Genomic DNA, 14,872 nt, shown 5'->3' with positions numbered 1-14,872 from the left:
TGACGGTGGCTGGGGGCCGGCGTGCAGCGCCGCTCCCCATTTTTGTTGGACGGCTTAGAGGGAGAGGCCGGCCGGGAAGGGTTTTGAGCCGCGGCGGTCAGGAGAGCGCCGGGCGGTTCGACCCATCCCAGTTCTCCCGAGAAATCTTGCCATGACCGAATCTCTTGCGGGCGGCGCCGCTATGCCGCTGCCGATCCGTGCCACCGCGGTTGTCGCCTCCGCCATCATCAAGGCTGCGCGACAGCTTTTGAGCGATCTCGAACGCGGCCGTCGCATCGATTCCGCTGTTCTGCGCAGCGCCATGGAGGCCGCCTTCGGCGCCTCTGATGCCACCGGCGCATGGAACTGGAAGACGGCCTATGACGCCTGCGAGGCGGCGACCGTCCTGTTCCTGCGACGGTATGGCGCTGCCATGCGCGCCAAGGCGGCGTCGCCGGCCGCCATGCTGCCGATGTTGCTGAGGATTGCGAGCCTCGTTCCGACACAGACACGGCGGTCCGAGGAAAGCGAATCCCTCCAGCAGTTCTCCACTCCCATCGGGCTGGCGTTTGTCGCCAGCGTGGCGGCCGCGATCACACCTGCCGACGTCGTCTTGGAACCGTCGGCTGGCACCGGCCTTCTTGCCATCCTTGCTGAACTCGCCGGCGCCTCGCTCGTTCTCAACGAATTTGCCGAGAGCCGTGCCGGCATCCTTAGCGACCTTTTTCCCGCCGTCTCCACGACCCGGTTTGACGCCGCGCACATCAACGACCACCTCGATGCCGGCATCGTGCCGAGTGTCGTGCTGATGAACCCACCGTTCTCGTCCGCGATTCATGTCGATCGCCAGGTGGCAGATGCCGCGCTCCGACACGTTGCCTCCGCGCTGGCGCGTCTTCCCGAAGGTGGACGGCTCGTCACCATCACAGGAGCGAACGTCGCGCCCGACAATCCCACGTGGACCGGCGCCTTCAGGCGGCTGCAGGAACAGGGCCGTGTCGTATTCTCGGCGGTGATCGACGGCGCTGTCTATGCCAAGCACGGCACCACCATCGACACCCGCCTCACCGTGATCGATCGCGTGCCGGCTGACGACAGCGCCCCCTTCCCGGCATCGCCCGGCATTGCGTCGGACCTGCCGACCTTGCTCGGCTGGGTCTTCAAGGACGTTCCGCCACGTCGCCCAATCGTCGCCACCGCGACAAAAGCTTACAGCGAAAGCCCCGTCCGGCGAACCGGACGGGGCAGCTTGGGACTGAGCCCTACAAAACCGCAAGGTGCGGACGGTCGGTTGCGTGAGGAACAGCGCCAAATTTAGACTTGTTCCACACATTGCGAAGGTCTCTCGCAACCTGGACCATTCGACAACGGGTTATCGGCGCTCAACTATCGACACCCTGCGGAGGGATCGATGAGCGGGAACGACGATTTCCGCGTCCGCCCAGGCAGAATTCGCTCGACGCGCGGGCCGCGAACAAAGCCGTTCCTGGCGCAGGCGCTGCAGGCTGCGCAGAAGGCCGGCGGTCTCTCACGTGGCTCTAGTAGTCGTAGCAGCAGATTTGGACGAGGGCGCGCAGCGAGCCTTGCCGCCTCGCGAATGCTGCAAGCGCGCGGCCGTGGCGCCATGGTCAAGGCGCGCGTCGTCCGCCAGATGCGTTCGCCCGGCGCGTTGCGAGCCCATATCGGGTATCTTAAGCGCGATGGCGTTACCCGCGATGGATCGCCCGGGAAACTGTTCGATGCCGCCGGAGACGATGCGGACGGCCGGGCTTTTGCCGAGCGCAGCGAAGGGGATCGGCATCATTTCCGGTTCATCGTCTCGCCGGACGATGCCGGTGAGCTTTCGAGTTTGCGCGGCTTTACTCGGGAGCTGATGGACCAGGCCTCGCGTGATCTCGGGACGCGGCTCGATTGGGTCGCCGTCGACCACTGGAACACCGACCATCCTCATATTCATATCCTTGTACGCGGCCGCACTGACGACGGGACCGACCTCGTGATCAGCCGCGACTATATCGGATCCGGGCTGCGCGCCCGCGCCGGTGAACTCGTCACGCAGGAGCTTGGTCAGCGATCCGAGATCGAGGTTCGACGCGGGCTTGATGCGGACGTCACGGCAGAACGCTGGACACGACTCGATCGGGCGCTGACCCGGGAAGCGGGAAGGGCGGAAGGGGTGATCGATCTTCGTCCTGAACGCGATGCTGCGGGTGACCCATTGCGCGAGATTCGGATTGGACGGATGCGGACGCTTGAACGGCTGGGCCTCGCCGAGTCCGCCGGTCCCGCGCGCTGGGTTCTGGCCCCGGACACCGAGCAGCGCTTGCGTGCGCTTGGGGAGCGCGGCGACATCATCAAGCGGCTGCATAAGGCGCTCGCAAAAGACGGCGCATCTCGCGCGCCATCATCCTGGGCGCTTGAGGGCGAAGCCCATGGCGAACCAATCATCGGGCGTCTCATAACCCGCGGCCTGGATGATGAGCTGCAGGGCACGGCATTTGCCGTCGTTGACGGGATCGATGGGCGCGTGCACCACCTCAAGCTTCCCGATATCGACATGGCCGGCGACGGTCCGATTGGCGGCATTGTGGAATTGCGCCGGTTTGAGGATGCGAGGGGTCGTCAGCGGATCGCGCTAGCGGTCCGCTCGGATCTCAACCTCGACCAGCAGGTGACGGCCGAAGGAGCGACCTGGCTCGACTGGCGATTGGTCGCGCGAGAACCTGTCGGGCTTTCGCGCGCCGGTTTCGGCGCTGAGGTTCGCTCCGCCCTCGACCGGCGGATCGATGCCTTGGCAGAGCTGGGACTTGCCCGACGTGACGGAGATAAGGTCACAATTGGGCGTAACCTGATCGCTACGCTGCGTGACCGGGAGCTCGATGCAGTCGGACGCCGTCTCGCCTCGGAAACCGGGCAGGCGCATCTGCCTGCTGAAACAGGGGACCACGTCTCAGGCGTTTATCGCCGGAGACTGTCGCTTGCCTCTGGCCGCTTCGCGATGATCGACAACGGCTTGGGGTTCCAGCTTGTGCCCTGGATACCTTCTCTGGAACGCGAGCTTGGCAGGCAAGTGAACGGCATTGCCGGTCCCGGTGGCGTTGAATGGAATTTTGGACGCAAGCGCGACCTCTCGCTCTAACCAGCCGATATCTACGCCACGGTGCGCATCATCACGACGGCGAGCGGATTGTCGTTGAATGTTGCTTCGGACGCGCATCAGCTTTGCGCATGTCTGCAACCAAAATCCTCTGGGGCCAGTTGCTCTTCGTGTCGTTGGTCGTGGTCGCGTTTCTCTGGGCGGCGACCGAATGGACCGCCTGGCGCCTAGCTTTCCAGCCGCAGCTCGGGCCTGCCTGGTTCGTGATCGGGCACTGGCCGGTCTATCAGCCGCTCGCCTTCTTCATCTGGTGGTTCAAGTTCGACGCCTACGCACAGGAGATTTTTATCCAGGGCGGAGGTATCGCCGCAAGTGGTGGGATCGCAGCCATGGGTGTTGCCATCATCCTCTCGGTCTGGCGCGCGAAAGAAGCCCAACACGTCACGACGTATGGCTCGGCGCGCTGGGCCGACATAAGGGAGGTTCGGCGCGCGGGACTTCTTGGGCCGGACGGGGTCGTGCTCGGTCGTCTTGGTGGCAACTATCTCCGGCACGATGGTCCGGAACATGTCCTATGTTTTGCGCCGACGCGGTCCGGGAAGGGCGTCGGTCTGGTCATCCCAACCCTCCTGACATGGCCGCATTCCACGATCGTCCACGACATCAAGGGCGAAAATTTCCAGTTGACCTCCGGCTGGCGTGCGCGGTTTGGGTCCGTGCTCCTATTCGATCCGACCAATCCCGCGAGCGCGGCCTATAATCCGCTGCTTGAGATCCGCAAAGGCGACTGCGAGGTACGTGACGCGCAAAATATCGCCGACATTCTCGTTGATCCGGAAGGGGCGCTCGAGCGACGCAATCATTGGGAAAAGACAAATCATTCGCTCCTGGTCGGCGCCATCCAGCATGTCCTTTACGCAGATGCCGACAAAACGCTCGCCGGCGTTGCGAACTTTCTCTCGGACCCCTCGCGACCGATCGAAGCGACGCTGAACGCGATGCTCGCGACACCGCACCTCGGAGAGCGCCCTCATCCAGTGGTGGCCTCGTCGGCACGCGAACTGCTCAACAAGAGCGAAAATGAGCGTTCGGGCGTGTTGTCGACGACCATGAGCTTCCTTGGGCTTTATCGGGACCCCGTGGTTGCCAAGGTCACGGGCCGGAGCGATTGGCGCATCCGTGACTTGGTCGATGGAGCTCAACCTATTTCTCTGTACTTGGTGGTCCCGCCATCCGACATCGCTCGCACAAAGCCCCTGATGCGCCTCGTTCTCAATCAGATTGGACGGCGGCTGACCGAGAGCCTGGATACCGACCGGCGGCGGCAAAGGCTCCTGCTGATGCTCGATGAGTTCGCGGCGCTTGGCCGCCTCGACTTCTTCGAGAGCCAGCTTGCGTTCATGGCAGGCTACGGCATCCGCAGTTTCCTGATCACGCAAAGCTTGAACCAGCTCGAACGTGCCTATGGGCCGAACCACGCGATCCTCGACAATTGCCATATCCGCATCGCTTTCTCGACGAATGACGAGCGCACCGCCAAGCGGGTGTCGGATGCACTCGGCACAGCGACCGAGATGCGCGCCATGAAGAACTATGCTGGACATCGCCTCTCACCATGGCTTGGTCATCTCATGGTCAGCCGCCAGGAGACATCGCGTCCACTGTTGACCCCCGGGGAAGTGATGCAACTCTCCCCAAACGAGGCGATCGTGATGATCTCGGGCGTTCATCCGGTACGCGCCCGTAAAGTCCGATACTACGAAGACCCGCAGTTCCAGCGCCGGACATTAAAGCCGTCGCGTGCTGTACCCATCGACCTGGTCATGCAACCAGACGAATGGTCCGGGCATGCGCCCATCCGTCCTTCTGTCAAACTGCTTGCTGCGCTCACAAACAAGAGACGCGATCAGAATGGCGGCATTCGTCGAGAGCCGGAATTGCCGCAAAATGAGGAGGTCGTTCTCAACGCACCACTAGCCGACAACGAATTTGATACCGCGCCAGACGAGGGCGATGCCGATGCCGTGCAAGCGGCAAGCTTGAACCGATCGATGCAGGGGCTCGCGCGCGCTGTCAGCCTCGACCCCCACGACAAGATGGGCCTATGAGCGGGCGAGATGAAAAAGGTCCAGCTCAGCATCTACCTTGATCCAGAGATATTCGCCAGCCTGGAGGCCCATGCTCAGCGTCAGGGCAAGCCCAAGTCGCTGGTTGCCGAGGCCGCGATTGGGTCATTTCTTTCTCCTGACGATTCCGATCGGCGGGAGGCTGCGATCGCCAAGCGGCTCGATCGCATCGTGCGGGTGCTCGAGCGGCTTGAACGCAATGACGGGGTTACGCTCGAGACGATAGCGCTATTCATTCGTTTCTGGCTGACGTCGACGCCGGCGCTCCCAGAGCAATCGGGCCCTACAGCGCGGGCGAAGGGCGCCGAGCGCTATGATCGATTCGTCGAAGCGCTTGGCCGGCGCCTGTCCAGCGGATCGACAGTTCTCAAAGAAGTTAGCGTCGAATTGCCTGAGGCTGGTAATGCGGAGCAAGACAAAGGTCAGGCCGGCGCTCGGTGAGGATGAGATCCGGATGCCCCGAAGGCCTCATTCGTGAAGGCGACCGTTCATCTACTGTGAGATATCTGGTTCTCCCGTTCGAGTTGTGGTGATCGTCGAGTTGGCCATCCGCCAAACAGACCCTCGCTTCGCCGATACTGAGCTGGCGGCTGGATTCCGCACCCTCTTTCTTTTTCTACGACAGAGCACTGTCGGCGCTTGTTCTCTGTTGAAGCAAAGCTTGGCCTGACCTTTCTGTAACTCCCGTCAGATTGTTCGCCTCATCAGTCGTACCGCAAAGCGGCGGTCTCGATCATGGCGGCTTGGGGGAATGTCAGGAAATGCAACAGCTCGCCGAACTGGATGCGCAAGCCGATCGCGTTGACGTTAGACCCTCGCGCAAGCGCAAAGCCTCGGCGCGTCGCAAAGTGACGGTTCGGTTGAGTGAAGGTGTTTGCGGGCGGCTTGACGTCGCAACGGACCGACCGGGCGTCGGCAAGAGCATGTTCGTTGAAGCTGCTCTTGAGCATTTTATGAACCCCGTCCCGTCGGTCGAAGCTCTCCTGCGCGAGCGGCTAGACGATATGCACTCCAGGTTCGATCGCCTCGAGCGCGACATGCGCATAATCGCCGAGACCGTCGCGCTGCACGCGCGTTATCATCTGACCGTTGTCCCACCGCTCCCGGAATCGCGCCAACGCGAGGCGATTGTTCTCGGCGACGAGCGCTTCAAGGTCCTGGCCGAGCAGGTGGATCGCCGCCTTCGTGAGGGCCGGCCGCTTATACAGGAGACCATCGACCGTCTGAGCTCCACTGAGCGCGAAGAATTCGAACCGGCAACAGGCGGGGGTCCGAATCTCGAGCTCGCCCCCGAGGATCCGGGTGACGTCCCTGAACGCGTTGACCTCGAGCAGAGGCCGCCTGTATCGGCCATGACGGGACGCAGCAATCCAAGCTTTGCCCAACATACTAAGCCTACTGCCGATGGGACCAAAGCTGCTTCGGATGGAGAGCTTAACCTTCGAGTTACGCCAAATTCCGATCCAGAACCATTAACAGCGAAGTTGGAGGCTGCTCGCGAGAAGCCGCTGTCAAAATGGCGGCTCATCCTCTCTGTTTTCCTTCCGTTTGCCGCGGGCTACTATCTCTCTTTTCTGTTTCGAACGATCAATGCCTCGATCTCGCCGGTGCCGCTCACGCCGTGAAGCGGCGCCGGAATTCTTGGCTTTGGCGCCGAGGCGATTTCTCCGAAGGGGGAAGTGGATCGGTGGATCCGGCAGAAATATCCGCCGCAAGCGCTGAACCTCGGCCGGTTCCCGATGACCCACCTATGCGGGCATAGCGTTGCCGGCATCCTCCGATCGGAGGATGCTGGCCGCATCGTTTCCGGCGCGACTTGTCCCATAGCAGAGATCAAGTTCCATGGCCCGAACCAGCAGGCTTCCCGATCTCATCGAGGAGATCTACGACGCGGCGCTCGAACCTGCGCGATGGAATGACGTCGTGGTCGGGATCAACGATTTCGTCGGCAGCCAGGCCTGTGACCTGATTTCGAAGGATGCGAAGAGCCAGTTCGGCGAGACGCATTATTACTGCGGTGTCGATCCGCATTACATCAGGCTTTATTCCGAATCCTATTCCAGGTTCGATCCGCTCACGACCCTGCCGCCCTCCGGGCAAGTCGTGGGCATTCCTGATCTGCTGGAGTACGACGAATATCGTCGCGGCCCGTTCTATCAGGAATGGCTGCGCCCGCAGCGCGCTGTATCGACGTCGCGAACGTCGTGCTGCACAAATCGGGTCCGGATTGCGCCGATCTCCTGACGTTCCTCCCGGGTGCTCGCATGGCCGATGCGGACATGCGTCGCCTCATCGCGGCGGTGGCGCCGCATGCGCGCCGGGCCCTGCTCGTCAACAAGTCGATCGATGCCACGGTGTCCCAGGCCGCGACCTTCGCGGACATTCTGAACGGCCTCAGCGCCGCGATATTCCTGATCGATGCTTCCTGCCGGATCGTTCATGCCAATAGTGCCGGCCACGACATCGTCGGCGCGGGCGATGTTCTGCGCTCGGTCAACGGGCAGCTTGTCGCCCGCGATGCGCAGGTCAACCAGACCTTCCGCAAGGCGTTCGCCGGCCATGGCAAGATTGCGACCGACGCCGCGTGCATCGCCCTGCCGATGATCGGGGTCGATGGCGAGCGTTATGTCGCGCATTTGTTGCCGCTCACCGCGGCGGCCCGCAGCGCGACCGCCACGGCCTACAAGTCGGTCGCCGCCTTGTTCGTTCGAAAGGCCGCGATGCAAATTGCGGGTAGCGAAATCATCGCGCGCAGCTTCGACCTGACGCCGGCCGAGTTGCGCGTGATGTCGGCCGTCGTCGAGATAGGGGGCGTGCCGGAGACGGCGACGGCTCTCGGTATCGCAGAATCGACCGTGAAGACCCATCTGCACCGCGTTTTTGCCAAGACCGGCTCCAGCCGGCAGGCGGATCTCGTCAAGATCGCTGCCGGGTTTTCGAACCCACCGGTGCACTGAGCCAGCCGCATCGGCGGTGCCGCTCGTCGCGATGCCGACGTTCAAGCCGAAGGATCCAATCGGGCGCGCGAAAACCGGATTGCGAGTTCAGTGCACGCCCAGGCTGCTCCAGACCAGGCCGACGCCGGACAGAAATAGCAGCCCAAGCACGACATCGCTGAAATTCTGATCGCTCAACGCGTGATAGGTTCGCGCGCCAATCCAGGCGCCGAACAGCGTGGCCGGAAAGGCGAGAGCGGCGAGCCAAAGCACTTCGATGCCGACGAAGCCGGTGCCCGCCTGCAGGCACAGCGATGCGGTGAGGATGGTCCAGTTGAAGGTCTGGAAAATGCCGCGCCGTTCCTCCTTGCCCCAGCCGCGCAGATTGGCCCATAGGATCGGCAGCGGGCCGGACAGACCGGCGAGCCCGCCGAGAATCCCGCCGGCAAATCCGACCATGCCGTCGGCCGCCCTGCCGCCCAAACGCGGCACCAGCGGGGTGCGGTTGAAATACAGCGCCACCGGAAACACCAGCAGCAGCACGCCGATGCTCACCTTGAAGACCCGGGGATCGGCATGCGCGATCATCAGCGTGCCCAGCGGCACGCCGAAGAGCCCGCCGATCAGGAACGGCCACGCCAGGCGGAAGTCGATCGTCCGCCAGATCGAGGGCAGCGTCGAAGTCTGCGCCACGATCGAAGAGATCAGCACCAGCGGCACCGCGACCGCGGGCGTCAGCGCGTAGAGCCAGATCCCCAGCGCCATCAGCGCGGTTCCGAAGCCGGCAAGGCCCGACACGAAGCCGCCGGCGAGCGCGCCGGTAAGCAAAAGCACATAGGCTGTCGCAGTCATTTCCGCAGTCATTCCGGGGCGCGAGTGCAACGAGCGAACCCGGAATCCCGAGATTCCTGGTTCGATGCTTCGCATCGCCCCGGAATGACTGCTTCAGAGTTGGCGCGCAACGTTTACATCACCCAACGGGCCGGTAGTATCGCCAATTGCATGTGGTGCACGGTCCAAAAGGGAAAACATCATGGGAGCAACCTTTCTGGTCTGCCACGGCGCGTGGTCGGCAGGGTGGGCGTGGAAGAAGATGCATCCGCTGATGACGGCTGCCGGGCATCGCCTGGTGACGCCGAGTTACACGGGATTGGGCGAGCGCGCGCATCTGGCGAACCCCTCGATCGATCTCGAAACCCATATCCAGGACATCCTCAACGTCATCAAATATGAGGACCTGCGCGACATCGTGCTGATCGGCCACAGCTATGGCGGCATGGTCGCGACCGGCGTCGCCGACCGCGCGCGGGATCAGGTCAATCAACTGATCTATCTCGACGCGTTCGTGCCGGAGGAAGGGCAGTGCCTGCTGGATTTCCTGAACGCGTTCGAACGGCAGCGCATGCTGCAGCTTGCCAAATCCGGCGATGGCTGGCGGGTGCCGCCGAACCCGACGCCGCCGGATACGCCGCCGGCCGATGTCGAGTGGCTCGCGCCGCGCCGCGTCGACATGCCCCTCAAATGTTTCGAACGCCCGCTGAAGCTTCACGGCGGCGAGCTGACACTGCCGCGCAGCTACATCTACGCCACGCGGGTGTCACCCGTCGATGCCTTCGGGCCATTCGCCGCGCGCGCCCGGAGCGATTCGAACTGGCGCTACTTTGAGATCGACGCCAGTCATTCGCCGCACGTCACCGCGCCGGAAGCGCTGATGGCGTTGCTGGAGAAGGTCGTTGCAGAGCGGGGCTAGAGGTTCAACGTGATGCCGGAGCGGACCCGTTACCGGTATTTCTGCGCGATCAGATGATCGAGCGATAGCCAGCCGGGCCCGCGCGCGATCACCAAGAGGAAGCACGTCGCCCACACGCCATGGGTCGGCCAGGCGCTCGGGTAGACGAAAATCTCGATCACAGCCGTCATGGACAGCAGCGCCAATGCGGAAAAGCGCGATGCGAGCCCGATCACCAGCAGGATCGGGAAACAATGCTCGGAAAAGGCCGATACGTAAGCGGCGATCGTGGGATCGATCAGGGGAAGTTGATACTCATTCGCGAACAGCGAGACGGCGCTGGGCTTGAGGTGCCAGCCCACCACCTTAGTCTGACCGGACTGCCAGAATACCGCGGCCGGAAAAATGCGAGCCGCCAGCGCCACGAACCAATAGGGGATGCAATCCAGCGCAGCGATCCCCGCGTGAACGATACGTACCACGGCCGGTTCGGGGCGCGCTGCGACCGGCAATACGTTGGTCATGATGGCCTGGACTCTTTCCGCTCCGGAAGAACGATCTCCCGCACGAGGCCCGAGCTGATGAGCCCGGCGAGGTTGCCGGTGAGGTCGAAATCCGGATCGTCCGCGAGCGCCGCTTCGGCTGCAGCGCCAAGCGGCTGGCCTGCGCCAAGCGCCAGCAGGAATGCCGCGCCGCCTGGTGGTAGCGCGCGGACCTGCACTTCCAGATGCGGGCGGCAGACCAGCGCATCCTCGCTGCACCAGTTCCCGATGGGTGCAAGCTCCTGCTCGCCGCCGTTCATCGCCCAGACCGTCACGATCGGGTATGGCGAGCGAACTACCCCGGTCGAGGGATGCACATCGATGCGGATATCGCCAATTGCGGTGCTATCGAGCTTCGCAAAGCGGTCCGCGCCGATGGATGCAGCGTCGGCCGCGTGATAGGCGTATGTTCGCGCGGCCTCGAGCCGCGCTACGTCGGCAAGATAGGGAAGTTCGCGCGCTGGTTCGAACGCAGCGATGAAAGACGGAAAATGATCGCCATAGGTTGCCAGCAGAGGCGAGTGCGGCGGCTTTTCCCTCACGAAGGCCAGCGCCATCGCGGCGAAGTACTCTTTGCCTACGAGTTTCTCGACAACCGGAAAGCGGCTGGCAAGCGCTTTCCTCAAGCCCGTCACCACGTTGTTGCGATAAACCGCGAACCGCCGCCTCGGAGCTGCCGCATCATCGGCGGCGATGTTGTGCGGAACCGGCGCGTTGGCGTCCAGCAGTGCGTCTGCGAACGATGTTTCGAATGGTGCGAGCATGGCCCCTCTCATGCTGCCGACGCGCAGGCTTGATCGGAAAGAACACCCTGCGCCCTGACTGCTTCAGCCAGCAACCCCGGCCAATCGGGAACATCGTTGTCCCACTCGATCAAGGTTGGAAGCGCGCCAGCGCGGGCGACGACGTGCGCATAGAGCATCCATACGTCTTCCACGATTGGCGATCCGTGGCTGTCGATCAGCAGCGGGACGCCGGCATCGTCGACGTCCACGTCATGCCCGCCAAGATGGATTTCCTTCACCCGCTCCAGGGGGAACGAGTCGAGATATGCCAGTGGCTCGGTAGCGTGATTTCTTGCCGACACGAAGACGTTGTTGACGTCGAGCAGCAACCCGCATCCGGTTCGCTTCGACAGTTCGGCGATAAAGTCCACCTCCGGGATATTGCTTTCGGAAAAGCGAACATAGGTCGACGGATTTTCAAGGAGCATTTGGCGTCCCAGCGCCGACTGCACCTCGTCGACATGTTCGGCAACCCGCGCCAGCGTTCGACGTGTATAAGGCAACGGAAGGAGGTCGTTCAGGTAGATGCCGTCGTGGGACGACCAGGCAAGATGCTCCGAGAAACTTTCCGGAGCATAGCGGTCGCACAGCGTCTTGAGCCGCGCGAGATGGTCCCTGTCGAGCGGCCGCGTCGAGCCGATCGACAGCCCGACGCCATGCACCGATAACGCATAGCGCTCCCGCAGCGCGCCAAGTTGCGCGTGCGGTGGTCCGCCGGCGCCCATGTAGTTCTCCGCGTGCACCTCGAAGAACCCGAGCGGCTGTGGGGCTGCGAGAATGTCGTAAAAGTGCGCGGGTTTGAAGCCGACCCCGGTCCGCGCAGGCAGATGAGAGGCTCTGAGCATAGGCAGGTTCCGGCCTTGCGTGTTGCCCGTGGAATGTGAGGCGCGGGGGGAACGCGCGCCTCAATCCGGCTCAGGACTTGATCGGCTCCAGCGAACCCATGCCCTTGGGTGTCTTGATGGTGTCGCAGGTCCCCTTCGCCACATACTTCCAGGCATTACCCTGGTAGTCGGCGCTCGCGGTGCCGGCGCAGGTTGTCCCGGCGCCCGCTGCGCAGTCGTTATCGCCCTTCAGCGCGATACCGTAGCATTTGTCCATGGTGGGTTGCGGCGGTTTCGGCGCGGCAGATGCCGGCGCAGCGATCATGGCGAGGGCCGCGGCGAGGGAGCCCGCGATCGTGGCGTTGGCGAAGATGTTTCTGGAGTTCATTGGAATGATCCTTTCCCGGGCGTGTCAGACGTAGGGTCCGATGGCGTAACAACAGCTCGCCATCGGCTTGCCGGATAATCCGGCGACGGCAGGCTGCGCGGCAGACCGGCTATGCGTGTTACGTGCAGACCGTCATTCGAATTACCAGACAGCTTATCACTAAACTGTGATCGTGGATCGTTTTCGTCGACCTACTTTGCCTTCATCGCGTTGGTCGCTTCCCAATCGTCCCCCGGTGGCGAAACAAGATAATGACGGCATCGTTCGAGCATCATGCGCGCGGGCTGGTCCGATGTCCTGGCATCCAGAACCTGTTGAAAGAAACTCGCGGCATCTGAAAAATCGCGGCTGCGATAAGCCGCAAGGCCGCCATCATAGAGCACCGCCCAGTGTGGGAGCGTGGCGCCGTCTTCGGCGACGCCGAGTAGTTCATAGATGGCAATTCCACCCGCCCGCCCATAGACCATCAGCCGGTCGAGTTCACGGACATGAATACGGTCGCCGGCGAGGCGTCGCGTTTGTTCGCCAATGATGATCTCGGTGCCATATTCCTTGTTGGCGCCTTCAAGCCGGCTCGCGATATTCACCGCGTCGCCGATCACGGTGTAGTTGAGCCTAAGTTCCGACCCGATATTTCCGACCAGCATGTCGCCGGAATTAACGCCGACGCGTACTGTCAGCGGCCGGCCGCCATCATCGGTCAATCCCGACGACCGCAGGGCGCGCTGGCAGGCGAGCGCAGCCCGGCAGGCGTCGAGCGCGTGGTCGGCATTGGCCGCAGGCGCGCCCCAGAACGCCATCACCGCGTCGCCGATAAACTTGTCGATCGTGCCGCCGTGACTGTTGACCTCGCGCGACATGGTGTCGAGATAGCTTGAAAGCAGCGGAATGATCTGATCGCCCAGCCGCTCGGACAGCCCGGTGAAGCCGGCAATATCCGCGAACAGGACCGTCAGGTTACGAATCGAGCCGCCGGGGCTGGGTTCAATGCCCTCGCTTACCAGCGCCTTCACCAGATCCGACGGTATATATTTTCGAAATGCGGCAAGTCCGCCCGCCATGTCGGCGATGGCATTCGACAGATTTTCGATTTCGATCACCCGAGAGGTGTGCCTGCGCACCTGCTCCAGATCGAAGCGAGCCACGTGCTTGAGCTCATCGACAACCAGGATCAGCGGCGTGGCGATGACGTGCCGGGCAATCCACGCCGAAACAACGCCGGCGGCGAGGATCAGGATCGCCAGCCCGATCAGGAGTTGTCGTATCGTCCTCTCGATCGGACCGAGAAACTCCGCTTCCGGAATCACCGTTGCGAGCGTCCATCCTGGAAATGTCAGCGGCGTCAAACTCACCGAATAGGCATTTCCGGCGGCGACCAGCCTGATTTGGCTCGCTCCCTTCTTGTCGACGTCGTAGGAGCTGCCGGCCTGTTTCATCGCGCCCTGTGCGACGGGCAACAGCGCCTGGTCCGACCGCTGCATTTTGACTTCGTCGGCACCCGGATCCGGTGCGGCGATGACGCTTCCGTCGCGTCCCAGAATGAACGCCGCGCCGGACTTTCCGACCGAGAGGTTGGAGAGAAACTGGGCGAAGCGCGTATATTCGATGATGATGGCGAGGACGCCTTGACGCTTCTCATAGACGTCGACCGGCCCGGCATAAGCGATCGAGGGACGCAACCCCACCGGATGATGCGTCACGTTGAACCAGTGCGGTTCGTCTGCTTGCATTCCGCTCCGGTACCATTCCTGATCGGTGACGACGTAATTGGTATCTTCGAAACGGCGTTTTTCGAATTCGATGTCCCCGACCACCACGCCATACTGGTCAACACGCCGCTTGATCGCGCCGTTGACGGGCGCGATTTCCATCATTTCCAGTCCGAGATCGCCGAGCTTGTGCGCGGCGAAGAAATTTCCGTCCGGCCAGCCGAAGGCGACCCACGAGATGTCCTGCTGCGACTGCAACTGCGATAAAAAAACGAACTCGCGCTTGTCCGCTTCGCGGGTATCTAGGACATGCTGTACAAATAGCGTCCTGATCGCAGTATGCGCCGCGCGCGCTTCGCTGGTAATGGTGGTGAGCTCCTTTTCGACCGTAGCGACGATCTGTCGATTGATCGTGTCCGCCAGCGCATGGCTGTTCGCTTCGGCCGTCCGCCACCACAGGATATGAACGCCGATCGCGCTCACCAGAATCGAAGCGAGGACGAGACTGGTGATAGTCAGGCGAATCCCGATTCGCATGATGGGGGAGGCCTCCTGCTGCCTCTACTGATAATGCGCAGCCGATGCAAAGCAAATGCTCTCCGGCTATGGTCAGGCCAGCCGCGCAGCCTGGTCGGGCTAATTTCGTTCCCCAGGAAAGCAAAAGCGGAAGTCGATGGTGCATATCCGCCGGACATGGCGAGGGGTCCGGCGTGTTGCGCCGAACCCCTCATTCTCTTCAAGACGCGTTTTCTTCGAA

Annotated in this window: 13 protein-coding genes and 1 pseudogene; 8 read left to right on the top strand and 6 right to left on the bottom strand. The window is 62.5% G+C overall.

Features of this window, described 5'->3' with window-relative positions; translation table 11 throughout:
* Positions 1-151: 151 nt before the first annotated feature.
* From B5525_RS00960 to B5525_RS47445, 7 genes and pseudogenes are all read left to right on the top strand, one after another.
* Positions 152-1,177: pseudogene (locus tag B5525_RS00960) on the top strand (methylase); the annotation flags it as partial.
* 213 nt (positions 1,178-1,390) lie between these two features.
* Complete coding sequence (locus B5525_RS00955; protein ID WP_079564083.1) at positions 1,391-3,118, top strand: relaxase/mobilization nuclease domain-containing protein; 1,728 nt, start codon at positions 1,391-1,393, stop codon at positions 3,116-3,118.
* An 89-nt stretch (positions 3,119-3,207) separates the two neighbouring features.
* Positions 3,208-5,184 (top strand): conjugal transfer protein TraG, encoded by a 1,977-nt coding sequence (locus B5525_RS00950; RefSeq protein ID WP_079564082.1) that lies wholly within the window; start codon positions 3,208-3,210, stop codon positions 5,182-5,184.
* 9 nt (positions 5,185-5,193) lie between these two features.
* Positions 5,194-5,643, top strand: a complete 450-nt coding sequence (locus tag B5525_RS00945) for a CopG family transcriptional regulator (RefSeq protein ID WP_079564080.1) — start codon at positions 5,194-5,196, stop codon at positions 5,641-5,643.
* A 320-nt stretch (positions 5,644-5,963) separates the two neighbouring features.
* Positions 5,964-6,827: a hypothetical protein gene (locus B5525_RS43465; protein WP_154073000.1), complete on the top strand. Its 864-nt coding sequence runs from the start codon at positions 5,964-5,966 to the stop codon at positions 6,825-6,827.
* 217 nt (positions 6,828-7,044) lie between these two features.
* Positions 7,045-7,446 carry a hypothetical protein gene (locus tag B5525_RS47450; RefSeq protein ID WP_338075259.1) on the top strand — a complete coding sequence of 134 codons (402 nt, stop codon included), beginning with the start codon at positions 7,045-7,047 and terminating at the stop codon, positions 7,444-7,446.
* A gap of 20 nt (positions 7,447-7,466) precedes the next feature.
* On the top strand, positions 7,467-8,159 hold the full coding sequence (locus B5525_RS47445; RefSeq protein WP_338075258.1) for a helix-turn-helix transcriptional regulator: 693 nt from the start codon (positions 7,467-7,469) through the stop codon (positions 8,157-8,159).
* A gap of 87 nt (positions 8,160-8,246) precedes the next feature.
* On the opposite strand, the gene B5525_RS00925 is transcribed toward B5525_RS47445, so the two are convergent.
* Positions 8,247-8,990, bottom strand: coding sequence for a sulfite exporter TauE/SafE family protein (locus tag B5525_RS00925; protein WP_079572754.1), 744 nt, complete (start codon positions 8,988-8,990; stop codon positions 8,247-8,249).
* 181 nt (positions 8,991-9,171) lie between these two features.
* Between B5525_RS00925 and B5525_RS00920 the strand changes: the two genes are divergently transcribed.
* Positions 9,172-9,888 carry an alpha/beta fold hydrolase gene (locus B5525_RS00920; protein ID WP_079564076.1) on the top strand — a complete coding sequence of 239 codons (717 nt, stop codon included), beginning with the start codon at positions 9,172-9,174 and terminating at the stop codon, positions 9,886-9,888.
* Between the two features lie 29 nt (positions 9,889-9,917).
* On the opposite strand, the gene B5525_RS00915 is transcribed toward B5525_RS00920, so the two are convergent.
* The 5 genes from B5525_RS00915 to B5525_RS00895 form a co-directional block, all read right to left on the bottom strand.
* Positions 9,918-10,391: a DoxX family protein gene (locus B5525_RS00915; protein WP_079564074.1), complete on the bottom strand. Its 474-nt coding sequence runs from the start codon at positions 10,389-10,391 to the stop codon at positions 9,918-9,920.
* Complete coding sequence (locus B5525_RS00910) at positions 10,388-11,173, bottom strand: DNA-binding domain-containing protein (protein WP_079564072.1); 786 nt, start codon at positions 11,171-11,173, stop codon at positions 10,388-10,390. Before B5525_RS00910 ends, B5525_RS00915 begins: the two co-directional genes overlap by 4 nt.
* A gap of 8 nt (positions 11,174-11,181) precedes the next feature.
* Complete coding sequence (locus tag B5525_RS00905; protein ID WP_079564071.1) at positions 11,182-12,039, bottom strand: DUF692 domain-containing protein; 858 nt, start codon at positions 12,037-12,039, stop codon at positions 11,182-11,184.
* Between the two features lie 70 nt (positions 12,040-12,109).
* On the bottom strand, positions 12,110-12,406 hold the full coding sequence (locus tag B5525_RS00900; protein ID WP_079564069.1) for a DUF2282 domain-containing protein: 297 nt from the start codon (positions 12,404-12,406) through the stop codon (positions 12,110-12,112).
* A gap of 191 nt (positions 12,407-12,597) precedes the next feature.
* Positions 12,598-14,652 carry an adenylate/guanylate cyclase domain-containing protein gene (locus B5525_RS00895; RefSeq protein ID WP_079564068.1) on the bottom strand — a complete coding sequence of 685 codons (2,055 nt, stop codon included), beginning with the start codon at positions 14,650-14,652 and terminating at the stop codon, positions 12,598-12,600.
* Between the last annotated feature and the right edge of the window lie 220 nt (positions 14,653-14,872).

Source organism: Bradyrhizobium erythrophlei (genome assembly GCF_900129505.1).
GTDB classification, from domain to species: Bacteria; Pseudomonadota; Alphaproteobacteria; order Rhizobiales; family Xanthobacteraceae; genus Bradyrhizobium; species Bradyrhizobium erythrophlei_D.
The sequence above is the reverse complement of the archived record's forward strand: the minus strand, read 5'-3'. Positions and strand labels throughout refer to the sequence as shown.